This is a genomic window from Caulobacter sp. GW821-FHT10A10, assembly GCF_059415745.1.
The window spans coordinates 153,852-168,623 of the sequence record NZ_JBWKNV010000003.1 but is presented as its reverse complement, the minus strand read 5'-3'; the positions used below and the strand labels follow the sequence as shown (position 1 = coordinate 168,623).

The 14,772-nt window shown below is 67.7% G+C and carries 17 protein-coding genes and 1 pseudogene; 14 read left to right on the top strand and 4 right to left on the bottom strand.

The window, feature by feature from the left end:
* Positions 1-149 precede the first annotated feature (149 nt).
* Positions 150-944, top strand: a complete 795-nt coding sequence (locus AC07NS_RS10105; RefSeq protein ID WP_494602975.1) for an SDR family NAD(P)-dependent oxidoreductase — start codon at positions 150-152, stop codon at positions 942-944.
* Between the two features lie 60 nt (positions 945-1,004).
* Here the strand turns inward: AC07NS_RS10105 and AC07NS_RS10100 are convergent.
* Positions 1,005-1,136: pseudogene (locus AC07NS_RS10100) on the bottom strand (hypothetical protein).
* A 22-nt stretch (positions 1,137-1,158) separates the two neighbouring features.
* Entirely contained in the window at positions 1,159-1,602 is a 444-nt protein-coding gene (locus AC07NS_RS10095) for a Ros/MucR family transcriptional regulator (RefSeq protein ID WP_494602974.1), read from the bottom strand.
* A gap of 198 nt (positions 1,603-1,800) precedes the next feature.
* Between AC07NS_RS10095 and glyA the strand changes: the two genes are divergently transcribed.
* The 8 genes from glyA (at position 1,801) to AC07NS_RS10055 (ending at position 9,570) form a co-directional block, all read left to right on the top strand.
* Positions 1,801-3,090, top strand: coding sequence for a serine hydroxymethyltransferase (gene glyA, locus AC07NS_RS10090; protein ID WP_494602973.1), 1,290 nt, complete (start codon positions 1,801-1,803; stop codon positions 3,088-3,090).
* Between the two features lie 32 nt (positions 3,091-3,122).
* The gene (nrdR, locus tag AC07NS_RS10085) at positions 3,123-3,596 is read left to right on the top strand and encodes a transcriptional regulator NrdR (RefSeq protein ID WP_494602972.1); all 474 of its coding nucleotides are present in this window, start codon (positions 3,123-3,125) and stop codon (positions 3,594-3,596) included.
* An 81-nt stretch (positions 3,597-3,677) separates the two neighbouring features.
* Positions 3,678-4,142, top strand: coding sequence for a 6,7-dimethyl-8-ribityllumazine synthase (locus AC07NS_RS10080; protein ID WP_487291118.1), 465 nt, complete (start codon positions 3,678-3,680; stop codon positions 4,140-4,142).
* Positions 4,139-4,594 carry a transcription antitermination factor NusB gene (gene nusB, locus AC07NS_RS10075; protein WP_110118236.1) on the top strand — a complete coding sequence of 152 codons (456 nt, stop codon included), beginning with the start codon at positions 4,139-4,141 and terminating at the stop codon, positions 4,592-4,594. Before AC07NS_RS10080 ends, nusB begins: the two co-directional genes overlap by 4 nt.
* A complete protein-coding gene (gene thiL / locus AC07NS_RS10070) occupies positions 4,503-5,654 on the top strand; it encodes a thiamine-phosphate kinase (RefSeq protein WP_494602971.1) in 1,152 nt (383 codons plus the stop codon). The genes nusB and thiL overlap by 92 nt, the downstream gene beginning before the upstream one ends.
* A 250-nt stretch (positions 5,655-5,904) precedes the next feature.
* Positions 5,905-6,558, top strand: coding sequence for an outer membrane protein (locus tag AC07NS_RS10065; protein ID WP_494602970.1), 654 nt, complete (start codon positions 5,905-5,907; stop codon positions 6,556-6,558).
* A 126-nt stretch (positions 6,559-6,684) separates the two neighbouring features.
* Positions 6,685-7,218 (top strand): hypothetical protein, encoded by a 534-nt coding sequence (locus tag AC07NS_RS10060; RefSeq protein WP_494602969.1) that lies wholly within the window; start codon positions 6,685-6,687, stop codon positions 7,216-7,218.
* 216 nt (positions 7,219-7,434) lie between these two features.
* Positions 7,435-9,570 (top strand): sodium-translocating pyrophosphatase, encoded by a 2,136-nt coding sequence (locus tag AC07NS_RS10055; RefSeq protein WP_494602968.1) that lies wholly within the window; start codon positions 7,435-7,437, stop codon positions 9,568-9,570.
* Positions 9,571-9,718: 148 nt separating this feature from the next.
* On the opposite strand, the gene AC07NS_RS10050 is transcribed toward AC07NS_RS10055, so the two are convergent.
* On the bottom strand, positions 9,719-10,273 hold the full coding sequence (locus AC07NS_RS10050; protein WP_494602967.1) for a response regulator: 555 nt from the start codon (positions 10,271-10,273) through the stop codon (positions 9,719-9,721).
* A 152-nt stretch (positions 10,274-10,425) separates the two neighbouring features.
* The gene (locus AC07NS_RS10045; protein WP_110118244.1) at positions 10,426-10,914 is read right to left on the bottom strand and encodes an outer membrane protein assembly factor BamE; all 489 of its coding nucleotides are present in this window, start codon (positions 10,912-10,914) and stop codon (positions 10,426-10,428) included.
* Positions 10,915-11,035: 121 nt separating this feature from the next.
* On the opposite strand from AC07NS_RS10045, the gene AC07NS_RS10040 reads away from it, so the two are divergent.
* The 5 genes from AC07NS_RS10040 (at position 11,036) to AC07NS_RS10020 (ending at position 14,772) form a co-directional block, all read left to right on the top strand.
* The gene (locus AC07NS_RS10040) at positions 11,036-11,566 is read left to right on the top strand and encodes a ubiquinol-cytochrome C chaperone family protein (protein ID WP_494602966.1); all 531 of its coding nucleotides are present in this window, start codon (positions 11,036-11,038) and stop codon (positions 11,564-11,566) included.
* Positions 11,551-12,090: a YceD family protein gene (locus AC07NS_RS10035; RefSeq protein WP_494602965.1), complete on the top strand. Its 540-nt coding sequence runs from the start codon at positions 11,551-11,553 to the stop codon at positions 12,088-12,090. The genes AC07NS_RS10040 and AC07NS_RS10035 overlap by 16 nt, the downstream gene beginning before the upstream one ends.
* Positions 12,091-12,175: 85 nt before the next feature.
* Complete coding sequence (plsX, locus tag AC07NS_RS10030; protein WP_487291110.1) at positions 12,176-13,258, top strand: phosphate acyltransferase PlsX; 1,083 nt, start codon at positions 12,176-12,178, stop codon at positions 13,256-13,258.
* The gene (locus AC07NS_RS10025; RefSeq protein ID WP_494602964.1) at positions 13,255-14,232 is read left to right on the top strand and encodes a beta-ketoacyl-ACP synthase III; all 978 of its coding nucleotides are present in this window, start codon (positions 13,255-13,257) and stop codon (positions 14,230-14,232) included. Before plsX ends, AC07NS_RS10025 begins: the two co-directional genes overlap by 4 nt.
* 237 nt (positions 14,233-14,469) lie before the next feature.
* A complete protein-coding gene (locus tag AC07NS_RS10020; protein WP_110118249.1) occupies positions 14,470-14,772 on the top strand; it encodes an integration host factor subunit alpha in 303 nt (100 codons plus the stop codon).

The window sequence follows — 14,772 nt, the reverse complement described above, 5'->3', positions numbered from 1 at the left end:
TCGCGGGGATTGGACGGATTGGGGGCGACAAGTCGATGAATGTCCGTCCGACCTGAGGCTCTCCGCGTGGCGGTTTCCCGCTAAAAGGCCGCTGCAAAGCCGCGCCGCTTGCTGCTGGATGGAGCCCTGTACGCAGAGGAATCGCACCCGTGAAGACCATCGTGATCACCGGCAGCAGCCGCGGCATCGGCTACGGCCTGGCGGAAGCCTTCCTCGAGCGGGGCTGCCAGGTGGTGATCTCGGGCCGCAACCCGACCGTCTTGGCGCAGGCCCTGGCCAAGCTGGAAGCCACCGGCGGCGCCGTCGCCGCCCAGGCCTGCGACGTCAGCAAGGTCGCCGACTTGGAAGCGCTGTGGAACACGGCCGTCGAGCGGTTCGGCGCGGTCGACATCTGGATCAACAACGCCGGCTCGGTGTCGCCGCGCGTGCGCCTGGACCAGGTGGAAGAGGCCGACATCGACGCCATCGTCGCCACCAACCTGCTGGGCGTGATCAAGGCCACGAAGCTCGCCATGACCCGCATGCTGGTCCAGCCCGGCGGCGGGGCGATCTACAATTTCGAGGGCTTCGGCAGCGACGGCATGACCGCCTCGGGCCTGACGCTCTACGGCGCCACCAAGCGGGCGGTGTCCTACTTCACCAAGTCGATGGGCAAGGAGCTGGACGGCACCAGCGTGCGGATCGGCACGATCAGCCCCGGCATCGTCGCCACCGACCTGCTGCAGGCCGAGATGAAGGACGCCACCGACGCAGACCGCGAGCGCTCGATGAAGCTCTACAACATCCTCGGCGACCGCGTGGAGACCGTCGCCCCCTACATCGCCGACGGCGTGCTGAAGGGCGAGGCCACGGCCGCGCCGGTGCGCTGGCTGACCATGCCCAAGGCCATGGGCCGGTTCATGACGGCGAGCTTCGTCAAACGGGACATCTTCTCATCGGTTTGAGGATTCGCGCGCTTCACACCCATGCTCCCAAACTTCGTCATCCCGGAAAGCCCGCAGGGCTTATCCGGGACCCAGGGGGACTGGGCGCCGAACTTGCAACAGCCTCTTCAGAGGTCGCGGACGCCGTGCGGCGGCCCCTGGGTCCCGGCTCTACGCTGCGCTTCGGCCGGGATGACGACCAGTTGGGGGCAAGAAGGAATGAAGGGGAGGGCGACTACGCCCTCCGGCGCACGCCCTTGCCCAGCCCGATCTGCTTGGCGAAGTCCGAGCGGCGGGCGGCGTAGGCCGGGGCGACCATGGGATAGTCCGAGGGCAGGCCCCATTTGCGGCGGTAGTCCTCGGGGCTCATGTCGTAGTGCGAGCGCAGGTAGCGCTTGAGCATCTTGAGCTTCTTCCCGTCTTCCAGGCAGACGATGTAGTCGTGCTGCACCGAGCGCGAGACCGGCACGGCGGGCTTGGCCTTCTCGGTCGTCTTGGCCGCGGCGGGCTCGCCGCCCAGGGTCTGGAGCGCGCCGTGCACGGTGCGGATCAGGTCGGGCACGGCGGTGTGGGAGACCTTGTTCTGCCCCACATAGGCCGCGACGATCCCGGCGCTCAGCGCCAGCAGGTCGGGCTCGTCCGTCAGTTCCGATCCCGTTTCGCCGTGAGAAACCGCCATACGCATCCCGCCCGTTCTGTTCGTTGCACTGAAAATCAGCCGGCTTGGCGGCAACACCCGGCCGGCTTCGTGAGCAACGCATGGTTACTGCGACGGTTCCGTGATTGATCGCGGCGCGAAGGACGCTAAAGAGAGCGCCGTCGACTCCCGACGCCGGGAGCGCCGCTACTGCCCGCTGCCCGCCCCAAGGAGCGCCCGATGACGACCTCGACCGACCTGACCAAGTTCTTCGGCGCCGATCTCGCGACCGCCGACCGCGACATCTTCGATCGCATTGGCCGGGAGCTGGGTCGTCAGCAGAACCAGATCGAGCTGATCGCCTCGGAAAACATCGTCTCCAAGGCGGTGCTCGAAGCCCAGGGCTCGATCCTGACCAACAAGTACGCCGAGGGCTATCCGGGCAAGCGCTACTACGGCGGCTGCGAATGGGTCGACGAGATCGAGACTATCGCCATCGAGCGCGCCAAGCAGCTGTTCGGCGCGGCCTTCGCCAACGTCCAGCCGCACTCGGGTTCGCAGGCCAACCAGTCGGTGTTCATGTCGCTGCTGCAGCCGGGCGACACCTTCATGGGCATGGACCTGGCCGCCGGCGGCCACCTGACCCACGGCTCGCCCGCCAACCAGTCGGGCAAGTGGTTCAAGCCGGTGTCCTACACCGTGCGCCAGCAGGACCAGCTGATCGACTACGACAATGTCGCCGAGGTCGCTCAGCGCGAAAAGCCCAAGCTGATCATCGCCGGCGGTTCGGCTTACAGCCGCGAGATCGACTTCGCCCGCTTCCGCGAGATCGCGGACTCGGTCGGCGCCTACCTGATGGTCGACATGGCTCACTTCGCGGGCCTGGTGGCCGGCGGCGTGTTCCCGAACCCGGTTCCGCACGCCCACGTCGTCACCACCACCACCCACAAGACCCTGCGCGGCCCGCGCGGCGGCATGGTGCTGACCAACGACGAAGCCATCATCAAGAAGGTCAACTCGGCCGTGTTCCCCGGCCTGCAGGGCGGCCCGCTCGAGCACGTCATCGCCGCCAAGGCGGTCGCTTTCGGTGAAGCGCTTCAACCCTCGTTCAAGGAATACGCCGCGCAGATCATCGCCAACGCCAAGGCCCTGGCCGAAGCGCTGGGCAAGTCGGGCGTCAACATCGTCTCGGGCGGCACCGACAGCCACCTGATGCTGGTCGATCTGCGTCCCAAGGGCGTGACCGGCCGCGACGCCGAGCACAGCCTCGAGCGCGCCCACATGACCTGCAACAAGAACGGCGTGCCGTTCGACACCGCGCCGTTCACCATCACCTCGGGCATCCGCCTGGGCACTCCGGCCGGCACGACCCGCGGCTTCAAGGAAGCCGAGTTCACCCGCGTCGGCGAGCTGATCGGCGAAGTGGTCAATGGCCTGGCCGCCAACGGCGCCGACGGCAACGCGGCCGTCGAAGCCAAGGTCCGCGAGGAAGTGCTGGCCTTGACGGCCCGCTTCCCGATCTACAACTAATGGGCTGAGGCCGCAGGGGAGGGCCCAAGATCATGCGCTGCCCATTCTGCGGCCACGCCGAAAGCCAGGTGAAGGACAGCCGCCCGTCGGAAGACGGCGCGGCCATCCGCCGTCGCCGCCTCTGCCCGGAGTGCGGCGGCCGCTTCACCACCTTCGAGCGCGTCCAGCTGCGCGAGTTGATCATCGTCAAGCGGTCGGGCCGTCGCTCGCCGTTCGACCGTGACAAGCTGATGCGCTCGATCTCGCTGGCCACCCGCAAGCGTCCGATCGACATCGAGCGGGTCGAGCGGATGGTCAACGGCATCGTCCGCCAGCTGGAAAGCCAGGGCGAGACCGAGCTTCAGTCCTCGGTCGTCGGCGAGATGGTGATGAAGGCTCTCAAGTCGCTCGATGACGTGGCCTATGTGCGCTACGCCTCGGTCTACCGCGATTTCCGGGAGACCAGCGATTTCGCGAAGTTTTTGGGCGAAGAAGGCTTGAGCGACGTCGCCGAAGACGAGCTATAGGCGCATTCTACGATTCGATTTTTCGGGTCGGCGGAAGACGGCCCATCGAGGCCTCCCGTCCGCCCAGGAGTTCAGAGGCATATGGTGGAAGACAGGATTCGTCTGCTGATCGTCGAGGGGCGCCGTTATTCGGGCCTTTCCGACGCGCTGCTGGCCGGCGCGGTGCAGGCGGTCGAGGCGCAGGGCGCCGAGTACGACGTCGTCACCGTGTCCGACGCCCTGCAGATCCCCGCCGCGATCGCCATCGCCGAGGAGGCCGGCAAGGGCCCGTCGGGCGTGCGCTACGACGGCTACATCGCCCTCGGCGCGGTCATCCGCGGCGAGACCTACCACTTCGAGATCATCAGCAACGAGACCGCCCGCGGCCTTCAGGACCTGGCCGTCGGAAAAAGGTTGGCCATTGGTTACGGCGTGTTGACGGTTGACGACGAGGATCAGGCCTGGAATCGCGCCCGCCTGTCGCAAGGCGACCGCGGAGGCCAAGCCGCTCGGGAATGCCTGGAGATCGTGGGATTGAAGCGTCAGCTGTCAGGACAAGCGCGATGAGCAAGCGCATCCAGCCTCGTTCCGTCTCGCGTCTGGCGGCCGTGCAGGCCCTCTATCAGATGGAAGTCTCCGGCGCCGGCGTCGACGCCGTCGTCCGCGAGTTCTCCGAACACCGCTTCGACCGCGCCGTCGAAGACAGCGAAGGCGCGCAACTGGCCCAGGCCGACGAGACCTTCTTCGCCGACCTGGTGAAGGGCGTGGTCTCCAAGCAGGCCGCCATCGACCCGGCCATCGTCCGCCGTCTGGCCTCCGGCTGGAAGCTGGAGCGCCTGGACGCCACCGCCCGCGCTGTTCTGCGCGCCGGCGCCTACGAGCTGATGAACCGCCCGGACGTTCCGACCGAGGTGGTGATCGACGAGTATGTCGAGATCGCCAAGTCGTTCTTCGAAGGGCCGGAAGCCGGCTTCATCAACGGCGCCCTGGACGCCATCGCGCGTGACGCCCGAGTCTGACGACGACTGGTTCGACGATCCCGCCCCGGCGACGGCGGCGGAGGACGACGAGTCGTGGTTCGACGACGTCCCGCCGGCGGCCGCGCCGACCGGTCCGGACGAGTTCGAGCTCATCGAGAAATTCCTGCGGCCGCTGACCAACGGCGACCCCGCCGCGCTCGACCTGCTGGACGACGCGGCGGTTCTGCCCTCGCGGCCTGGCTACGACCTGGTGATCACCAAGGACGCCATGGTCGCCGGCGTGCACTTCCTGGCCGGCGAGGAGCTCGACATCGTCGCGCGCCGCCTGCTGCGCACCAATCTCTCCGACCTGGCCGCCAAGGGCGCCGAGCCCTACGGCTATTTCCTGGCCGTCGGCTGGCCCTCGGGCACGACGGTCGAGGATCGCGAGACCTTCGCCCGCGGCCTCGCCGAAGACGGCCAGGCCTTCGGGATCAACCTGCTGGGCGGCGACACCGTCACCACCTCCGGCGCGCTGGTCGTCTCGGCCACCCTGCTGGGCTGGGTACCGCAAGGCGCGGCCGTCCTGCGCCGCGGCGCCAAGGCCGGCGACCGCCTCGTGGTCAGCGGCAGCATCGGCGACGGCTGGCTTGGTCTGCTGGCCCACTGGGGCGAGGTCGAGGATCCCGACGGCGGCCTCGTGCGCCGTTACCGCACGCCCGCGCCGCGCCTGGCTCTGCGTGAAGCCCTGCGCCAGTACGCCCACGCCGCCGCTGACGTCTCCGACGGCCTGCTGGCCGACGCCGGCCACATCGCCAAGGCCAGCGGCCTGCAGGTCAAGGTCGACCTCGACCGCCTGCCGCTGTCGACGGGCGCCCGCGCCTGGCTGGAAGCCCAGCCCGAGCGCGGCGAAGCCCGTATGTCCCTGGCCTCGGGCGGCGACGACTATGAGATCGTCTGCGCCATCCCGGCCGCCGACGTCGCCGCCTTCCAGGCCGCCGCCTTCGCCGCTGGCCTGCCGGTGCGCGACATCGGCGAGTTCGTGGAAGGCGAGGGGGTCGCGGCCCTGTTCAAGGGCAAGGACATCACCCCCCAGCGCCTGGGCTGGCTGCACGGCTAGGGAAGGCTTCGGCCTCCCTTTCGCGGCTTTTCATCGGGATCGTGCTGTCGTTCGCCCAGCGCTGGGCGAGACGTTTCTCGCTATCTGAATGCGGGAGTGAATTTGACTCCTGCAACCAAATGTTGCGCCATTGCAATAGTCGCTCGCAAAAGGCCAAGCTTCACGAAGCGCCGGTTTACGAGTGTGCGCTGAGCCCCTATCGCCGATGTCGCCCAACTCGGGCGTGTATCCTCTGGGGGGATTTCTCTTCATGCGTTTGTTCATAACCACGGCCGTGGCCGCCCTGGCCATCGCCGGCGTCGCTTCGGCGCAGGAAGCCAAGCCCGCCAAGGCTTCGGTCACCGAGCGCGGCCAGTACGTCTCGATCGCCGGCGGCGTCATCGGCAGCACGGATTTCGACTACAACTACGCGGGTCCGACGGTGTCGTCCGAGGCCGACGCCGGCGCTCAGGGCGTCATCGCCTGGGGCGCGTCGCTCGGTCCGAACTGGCGGGCCGAACTGGCCGGCGGCTATCGCAGTCAGAAGCTGGAAACCACCTATAGCGGCGGGACGCTGCAGGCCACCTGGGACGGCGGCAAGGCCCAGGTCGTCAGCATCGACATCAACGCCTATTACGACTTTCCCGTGAAGGGCAAGGTGAAGCCCTATCTGGGCGCCGGCATCGGCGTGGCCTCGGTGAAGATCGACGACGGCATCCTGGACGATCGGGGCGACGCCCTGACCCTGCAGGCCATCGCCGGCGCCAGCGTCGAGGTCTCGCCGAAGGTCTCGCTGTTCGCCGAGGGCCGCTACCAGCGCGTCGGCCCGGTCAAGGTCGAGGTCACCAGCGGCTCCAGCAAGACCGAGTCGGACTTCGACCTGTCGAGCTTCGGCGGCCTGGTCGGCGTGCGCTTCAGCTTCTAGGCGCAGGATCGACCCTGAACGTGAAGGGCGCGCCGGATCCCCGGCGCGCCCTTTGTCTTGTTCGGCGTGGGCTCCAGCGCCGCTCGGTAGCGAAACCTCAAGCCTTGTCGGTTAATGGCGTTGACCATGACCCGTCCCGCCATTTCCCGCCGCGCCGTCCTGGCGTTCGCCGCGCCGCTTGCGCTGTGCGCCGCGCCCGCCTTCGCCTCGGGCAAGAAGAAGGAGAAGGAAGGCGGGGAGGGCGAGAAGGAGAAGGCCGATCCGGTGATCAAGCTGGGCTCGATGGCCCTGCCGATCGTCGATGGCGGACGGCTGATCAACTACGTCTTCGTCGAGCTGTCCCTGACCCTGCCGCCCGGCGGCGACGTCACGGCCTTCGCCGGCGTCGAGCCCAAGCTGCGCGACGCCCTGGTCCGCGCGGCCCACAAGCAGCCGTTCAACAAGCCGGGCAGCTATGTCCTGCTCGACGAGGGCAAGCTCAAGAGCACGGTGATGCGTGAGGCCGCCGTCCTGGTCGGCAAGGGCAAGATCGCCAGCGTCACGGTCGGCAAGCAGACCCCGCGCAACTTCGTGCCGCCGCCCAAGCCGCCCGCCAAGCCGGGAGCGCCAGGGGCGGCCAAGCCCGCCCCGCAGGTCGATTCGGCTCCCATCGTCCCCTGATCCCTTCGCGAACGCCGTTCTCGCAAGCGGTTGCGCGCTTTGCGGGTGGATGGCAGTGTTTCCCCTTGGCGCCGATGTCGGGGCCAGTTCAGGGAGCATCGAGGGGGAATGAGGCCATAAGGCCCGCCCGCCGCTCCCGGTTGGGGGCGGTCGTATTCGCCTCGCGCCGGGAACCGCGACCCCTCGTGATTTGAAACACGAAGGGGCACTAAACCCATGAGTTCTTGGCTTTACGTAGCCATCGGCGCCGGGCTTCTGGCGGTGCTGTATGGCGCGGTTCAGACCGCCAGGCTTTTGAAGGCCTCGCCGGGCGATGCGAAGATGCAGGAGATCGCCGCGGCCATTCAGGAAGGCGCTCAGGCCTATCTGAACCGTCAGTACACGACCATCGCCATCGTCGGCGTCGTGGTCATCGCCTTGCTCGCCTTCTTCTTCAAGAGCTGGGAGCAGCCGGTGGGCTTCGCGCTGGGCGCGATCCTGTCGGGCCTGGCGGGCTTCGCCGGCATGCTGATCTCGGTGCGGGCCAATGTGCGCACCGCCCAGGCCTCTTCCGAGAGCCTGGCCAAGGGGCTGTCGATGGCCTTCACCTCCGGCGCCGTGACCGGCATGCTGGTGGCGGGCTTCGCCCTGATCGGGGTAGCGGGCTATTTCGCCCTGCTGCTGTCGGTCGGCCATGAGGGCACGGACCGGGTCGTCATCGACTCCCTGGTGGCCCTGGGCTTCGGCGCCAGCTTGATCTCGATCTTCGCCCGCCTGGGCGGCGGCATCTTCACCAAGGGCGCGGACGTCGGCGGCGATCTCGTCGGCAAGGTCGAGGCCGGCATTCCGGAAGACGACCCCCGCAACGCGGCCACCATCGCCGACAACGTGGGCGACAATGTCGGCGACTGCGCCGGCATGGCCGCCGACCTGTTCGAGACCTATGCGGTGACCACCGTCGCCACCATGGTGCTGGCGGCGATCTTCTTCACCGGCACCGACGTCGTCGGCTCGATGATGCTGCTGCCGCTGGCCATCTGCGCGGTCTGCATCGTCACCTCGATCGTCGGCGCCTTCTTCGTCCGGTTGGGCAAGAAGAACAACATCATGGGGGCCCTCTACCAGGGCCTGATCGTCACAGGGGTCCTGTCGATCCCGGCGGTGTGGTGGGTGATCCACCAGCTGGTCCCGACCTCGATCGAGCTCGACGGCCGCCTGTTCACCGCCGACAACCTGTTCTACTGCGGCCTCGTGGGCCTGGCGGTGACGGCGCTGATCGTGGTGATCACCGAGTACTACACCGGCACGGGCTTCCGGCCGGTGAAGTCGGTGGCCCAGGCGTCGGTGTCCGGCCACGGCACCAACGTCATCCAGGGCCTGGCCATGTCGCTGGAGTCCACGGCCCTGCCGGCCCTGACCATCATCGTCGGCATCGTCGTGACCTATAATCTGGCGGGCCTGTTCGGCATCGCCATCGCCACCACCACCATGCTGTCCCTGGCCGGCTTCATCGTCGCCCTGGACGCCTTCGGCCCCGTCACCGACAACGCCGGCGGCATCGCCGAGATGGCCGGGCTTCCGTCGGAAGTCCGCGTCACCACCGACGCCCTCGATGCGGTCGGCAACACCACCAAGGCCGTCACCAAGGGCTACGCCATCGGCTCGGCCGGCCTCGGCGCCCTGGTGCTGTTCGCGGCCTATACCGAGGACCTGAAGTTCTTCTCCGAGAACGCCAATCCCGGCAGCTTCTTCGACGGCATGGGGGCGGTCAGCTTCGACCTGTCCAACCCCTATGTCGTGGTCGGCCTGCTGTTCGGCGGCCTGCTGCCGTTCCTGTTCGGGGGTCTTTCCATGACCGCCGTCGGCCGCGCGGCCGAGTCGGTGGTGGCCGAGGTCCGTCGCCAGTTCCGCGAAAACCCGGGCATCATGACCTACGAGACCAAGCCCGAATACGGCAAGGCGGTCGACATCCTGACCAAGGCCGCCATCCGCGAGATGATCGTGCCCAGTCTGCTGCCGGTGGTCTCGCCGGTGGTGCTGTTCTTCGTCATCAACGCCATCGCCGGCAAGGTCGACGCCTTCGCCAGCCTCGGCGCCATGCTGATGGGGGTGATCGTCACCGGCCTGTTCGTCGCCATCTCGATGACCAGCGGCGGCGGCGCCTGGGACAACGCCAAGAAGGTGATCGAGGAAGGCTTCACCGACAAGGACGGCGTCCTGCACAAGAAGGGCGGCGACACCCACAAGGCCGCCGTCACCGGCGACACCGTCGGCGACCCCTACAAGGACACCTCGGGTCCCGCCGTGAACCCGATGATCAAGATCACCAACATCGTGGCCCTGCTGCTCCTGGCGGTGCTGGCCCACGGCTGATCTTGCGATCTGGCCGATACGGAAACGCCCCGGGCCTCAGGCCTCGGGGCGTTTTCTTTTTGCGCTAACCCACCATCGTCATCCCCGCCCTACGCTGCGCGCTTTCCGGGATGATGAGCGTGGGGGCGGCTAGGGAAGGGGAGAGCCCTCAGTAGCACTCTTCCGGATCGAACGCGTGGACCTCGGCCTCGCCGCCCAGCACGGTCGGCGTCGGCTGGGCGCCTCGGCGTTCCTCGCCGGTGAAGTCGTGGTCGATGCGCCGGCGGCGGCAGGGGCCGAAATAGTCGCCCACCCGCACGAAGTCGCGCGGGTTGTTGATGACCTCGTTGATGCGGTGCATCACCCCGCGCGCGTTGATCGGCTTGGCCAGGAACTCGGTCACCCCGGCCATCCGCGCCTCGTCCAGGCTGCGGCGGGTGGCGTGGCCGGTCATCATGATGATCGGCGCGTAGGGGTTGGGACTGGCCGGCGAGTTGCGCACCCAGTGCACGAACGCCAGCCCGTCCACCGGCTGCATCATCAGGTCGGTGAAGATGATGTCGACCTCGCGCTCGGCGAACAGCTTCAGGCCCTCGACGCCGTCGCCGGCCTCGAGGATCCGCCGCACGCCGGCGGCCTTCAGGATCGCCGACAGGATCCCGCGCATGTTGGCGTTGTCGTCGACGACCAGGATCGTCAACGCCCGCAGATCTGGCCCGCCCACGAACCTTCTCCCCCAGAGCGACGTCTGGTTGGGGCCAGGCGTCGGCTAAGCGTGAAGGTTGCTCCGCACGTGATTTAGCAAACGTTGATACGGCGACAAAAAGTCGCACGAAATCACGCGTTTATGGTGAAGCTGAGTGTCGGGTTGCCGACTTAGCGACGGTCGCCAGGACGGGTGCCGGGCACGCCCTCGTCGTCCTGCGGCAGCATGCCGCCACGGCCGACGTTGCCGAGCAGCTGCTCGAGGATGGTCATCTCGCGACCACGGGTCGGGGTCTCGCGACCGTTGTAGGCGATGACCTTGCCGTCCTTCAGGGTGAAGGTGTCGACCGAGGCGACCTTTTCGTCGGCGGCGTTGAACTTGATCGCCACCACGTCGCGCTTGATCACCCGCGGCTTGTAGAAGGCGACGCGGTCGGTCGTCTGCGAGACGTAGTACCAGGCGTTGTTGTCGAAGGTGGAGGTGGCCGAGGGCGAGCCCAGCTTTTCCATCACGGTCGACTTGCTGTCTTCGCCGACCTTCATGTCGACAGGCTTGGCCTCGATGGCCTGGAAGCCCGAATAGCTCGTCAGCGGCGTGCAGCCCCCGACGACGGCGGCGAGGCCGATGGCGGCGGCGGCGAAAACGGCGGGACGAAACATAGAGGCTCCGGAACCGGAAGAATGCTGGACTTTGACCTATCGCTCGCGCGGGCTTAGTTCAATGGCCCGCGTAGCTCGACAGGCCATCTATGGCCGGCTCGCGGCGAAATAGAGGCGTGGAATGTTTCTGGATCGGCTTCTGAAGCCTCGTGCCGCAAGGATAGCGGCAGAAAAGCTCTATGCCTCGGCGGTGGCCCAGGCGCGTTCGGTGAGGTTCTACGCCGATCTTGGCGTCCGCGACTCGCTGGAGGGCCGGTTCGAACTCTTCACCCTGCACGTGGTGCTGGTGATGGAGCGGCTGAAAGGGCAGGGCGAGGCGGCCGGCGAGACCTCGCAGGCGGTGTTCGATTCCTACGTCCGCGGCCTCGACGACGCCTTCCGCGAGATCGGCGTCTCCGACACCGCCGTCGGCAAGAAGATGAAGAAGCTGGCCGGCGCCTTCTATGGCCGGCTGAAGACCTATGACGAGGCCTTCGAGACCCTGCCCGACGCGGCCGGCCTCGACGCCGCCCTGGCCCGCACCGTGTTCGAGGAGCGCGGCGAGGGAGACATCGCCGCCGTGAGCGCCTATGTGCGGTCCGCGCGAGAAGCCCTGGCCGGGCAATCGCTGAACGACCTGCTGAATGGAGTGGTGCAATGGCCGAACGTCTGATCGATCCCTGGCCCAGCACCGTCACCCTGGCCCGCGTCGATCGCGGCGGGGTCGACCTGAAGCTGGCTCCCGACGAAACCGTGCGCAAGGCGATCGCCAAGCAGCTGGACCTCGTCTCGCTCGACCAGCTGGAGGCCGACGTCTATCTGCGCTCGTGGATGGACGGGGCCGAGGTCTCGGGCGTTCTGCGCGCCCGCGTGGTCCAGACCTGCGGCGTCACCGCCGAGGACTTCGAAACCCGCATCGACGCCCGCTTCAGCCTGCACGTGCTGCCGGCCAACAGCGAGCACGCGCCCCAGGACGAAGGCGGCGAGCTGGGCATGGACGCGGAAGGCGACGATCCGCCGGACGTTCTGGAAGGCGAGACGATCGACGTCTCGGGCTATGTGATCGAGCACCTGGCGCTGGAACTGGACCCGTTCCCGCGCAAGCCCGGGGCGGTGTTCGTGCAACCCGAGGAGCCGGTGGACCTTTCTCCCTTCGCGGCCCTGAAAGGCATGAAAGCAAAGGACGAAGAGGGCTGAGTTGGCCCTTTTCCCTCCGGGCGTGATATCACGCCCGGAATCAAGCCGGCCGCGTCGCGACCGTCACAGGAGTCGATAGCGTCTCGTGCCCCAACCCGTTGTCATTTCGGTCGACGCCATGGGCGGGGATCACGGTCCATCCGTGGTTGTACCCGCGCTCGAGATCGCCGCCAAGTCCCTGCCTGACGTCCGCTTCCTGGTGCACGGGGACGAGACGGCGCTGAACGCCGAGCTGGCGCGTGCGCCGGCCGCCCGCGCCGTGTGCACCGTCGTCCACACCGACAAGTCCATCGCCATGGACGAAAAGCCCGCCCAGGCCATGCGCCGGGGCAAGGGCTCCAGCCTGTGGAACGCCGTCGAGGCCCTGCGCTCGGGCCAGGCCGCGGCTTGCGTCTCGGCCGGCAACACCGGCGCCCTGATGGCGATCTCCAAGCTGATCCTGCGGATGAGCGCGGATCTGGAGCGCCCGGCCATCGTCGCCTCCTGGCCGACCATGAAGGGCGTCTCGGCGGTGCTCGACGTCGGCGCCAATGTCGAGAGCGACGCCGAGCAACTGGTCGAGTTCGCCATCATGGGCGCGGCCTTCCACCACGCCGTCCACGGCTCGACCCGCCCGACCGTCGGCATCCTCAATGTCGGCTCCGAGGACCAGAAGGGCCACGAGGAAGTGCGCGAGGCGCACCGCATCCTGCAGGACAGCCCGCACTTCGACTTCGACTATCGCGGCTTCGTCGAGGGCACCGACATCGCCTACGGCACCGTGGACGTGGTCGTCACCGACGGCTTCACCGGCAACGTCGCCCTGAAGACCGCCGAGGGCCTGGCCCGGTTCTTCGGCAATGAGATTAAGGCCACGCTGACCGCCGGCCCGCTGGCCATGCTGGGCGCGCTGATCGCCTCGGGCTCGCTGAAGAAGATGAAGCGCCGCCTGGACCCCGGCCGGGTCAACGGCGGACCGCTGCTGGGCCTCAACGGCATCGTGGTGAAGAGCCATGGCGGCGCCGACGCCAGCGGCTTCGCCTCGGCCGTGCGCGTCGCGGTGGATCTCGCGCGCAGCGACTTCACCGCCGAGATCGATCGTAACTTGAAGCGTCTGACCGCGGAAAAAGATCAAGCGGCAAAGGACGACGGCGCCGATGGCGTCGAAACCCAGGGAGCCGCCGAGTGAGCGTAGTCCGTAGCGTGGTGACCGGCGTCGGGGCCTATCTGCCGCCGGGGATCGTCACCAACGAAGACCTGTCGAAGGTCGTCGACACCTCCGACGAATGGATCATCGAGCGCACCGGCATCCGCCAGCGCCACAAGGCCGCCGACGACCAGGCCGTCTCCGACCTCGCGACCGAAGCCGCCAAGCAGGCGCTGGAGCGCGCGGGCAAGACCGCCGCCGACGTTGATCTGATCATCGTCGCCACCACCACGCCCGACCTGACCTTCCCGGCCACCGCCGCCATCGTCCAGCGCAAGCTCGGCGCGCCGGTGGGGATCGCCTTCGACGTCCAGGCCGTGTGCTCGGGCTTCGTCTACGCCCTGTCGGTGGCCGACGGCTTCGTCGCCCGCGGCCACGCCAAGTGCGCCCTGGTGATCGGCGCCGAGACCATGACCCGCCTGATGGACTGGACCGACCGCGGCACCTGCGTGCTGTTTGGCGACGGCGCCGGCGCGGTCGTGCTGGAGCCGGGCGAAGGGCAGGGCACCACGGCCGATCGCGGCATGCTGGGCTTCGCCCTGCGCGCCGACGGGACCAAGCAGGACCTGCTCTATGTCGACGGTGGCCCGTCCACCACGGGCACGGTCGGCAAGCTGCGGATGCTGGGCAACCAGGTCTTCAAGCACGCCGTGGTCAACATCTCCGAGGCCATCTTCGCCGCCGCCGAGAAGGCTGGCGTGACCGTGCCCGAGGTGGACTGGTTCATCCCGCACCAGGCCAACCAGCGAATCCTCCAGGGCGTGGCCAACCGCTGCGGCATCGACGAGGAAAAGGTCGTCTCGACCGTGGCGCTGCACGCCAACACCTCGGCCGCATCGATTCCCCTGGCCTTCGCGCACGCGGTGGATGACGGCCGGATCAAGCCGGGCGACCTGCTTCTGCTCGAGGCGATGGGCGGCGGTCTGACGTGGGGCGCCTGCGTCCTGCGCCTTTGATGGTCACTTACTGAGCTTGGCCATGGCCAAGCTTGACCTTGGGTTGGCGTCCGAGCTTCCTCCGCATATGAGGTGTCCGGCTTGACCCTTTGACTTCATGCGGTATTCGCGGCATGCAGTCTTGAGTTGACGAGGTCATGTCGCGCGAGATCGGGGCTTTCGTGCGCCCCGCAAGTCGGGCGACTGGTCGATAGGCGCGGGCAGCTTTCTCGTCCGCGTGTTGCGTAAGGGGGCGTTATGAAGGGTTCGACATTGACCCGGGCTGACCTCTGCGAGGCGGTCCACGAGGAAGTAGGCCTGACGCGTCAGGACTGCGCAGGTCTCGTCGAGCGTACTCTCGACCTGGTGGCCGAGGCCCTGGAGAAGGGCGAGACGGTCAAGCTTTCCGGATTCGGCGTCTTCCAGGTTCGCGAGAAGCGGGCCCGGATGGGGCGCAATCCCAAGACGGGCGAGCCGGCCGAGATCGAGCCGCGCCGGGTCATCGGTTTCCGCTCCTCCCAGGTCATGAAGGCGCGCATCGACAGCGCCCTGGGCGACTAA

What these genes read in the sequence shown, in the direction of transcription:
- thiL (WP_494602971.1), top strand. Translation starts at nt 4,503, where the DNA reads ATGTCGAGATCGCCAAGTCGTTCTTCGAAGGGCCGGAAGCCGGCTTCA.
- AC07NS_RS10045 (WP_110118244.1), bottom strand. Translation starts at nt 10,914, where the DNA reads ATGTTTCGTCCCGCCGTTTTCGCCGCCGCCGCCATCGGCCTCGCCGCC.
- AC07NS_RS10040 (WP_494602966.1), top strand. Translation starts at nt 11,036, where the DNA reads ATGTTTCTGGATCGGCTTCTGAAGCCTCGTGCCGCAAGGATAGCGGCA.
- AC07NS_RS10035 (WP_494602965.1), top strand. Translation starts at nt 11,551, where the DNA reads ATGGCCGAACGTCTGATCGATCCCTGGCCCAGCACCGTCACCCTGGCC.
- AC07NS_RS10060 (WP_494602969.1), top strand. Translation starts at nt 6,685, where the DNA reads ATGACCCGTCCCGCCATTTCCCGCCGCGCCGTCCTGGCGTTCGCCGCG.
- AC07NS_RS10080 (WP_487291118.1), top strand. Translation starts at nt 3,678, where the DNA reads ATGGTGGAAGACAGGATTCGTCTGCTGATCGTCGAGGGGCGCCGTTAT.
- nrdR (WP_494602972.1), top strand. Translation starts at nt 3,123, where the DNA reads ATGCGCTGCCCATTCTGCGGCCACGCCGAAAGCCAGGTGAAGGACAGC.
- glyA (WP_494602973.1), top strand. Translation starts at nt 1,801, where the DNA reads ATGACGACCTCGACCGACCTGACCAAGTTCTTCGGCGCCGATCTCGCG.
- AC07NS_RS10020 (WP_110118249.1), top strand. Translation starts at nt 14,470, where the DNA reads ATGAAGGGTTCGACATTGACCCGGGCTGACCTCTGCGAGGCGGTCCAC.
- AC07NS_RS10095 (WP_494602974.1), bottom strand. Translation starts at nt 1,602, where the DNA reads ATGGCGGTTTCTCACGGCGAAACGGGATCGGAACTGACGGACGAGCCC.
- nusB (WP_110118236.1), top strand. Translation starts at nt 4,139, where the DNA reads ATGAGCAAGCGCATCCAGCCTCGTTCCGTCTCGCGTCTGGCGGCCGTG.
- AC07NS_RS10065 (WP_494602970.1), top strand. Translation starts at nt 5,905, where the DNA reads ATGCGTTTGTTCATAACCACGGCCGTGGCCGCCCTGGCCATCGCCGGC.
- AC07NS_RS10055 (WP_494602968.1), top strand. Translation starts at nt 7,435, where the DNA reads ATGAGTTCTTGGCTTTACGTAGCCATCGGCGCCGGGCTTCTGGCGGTG.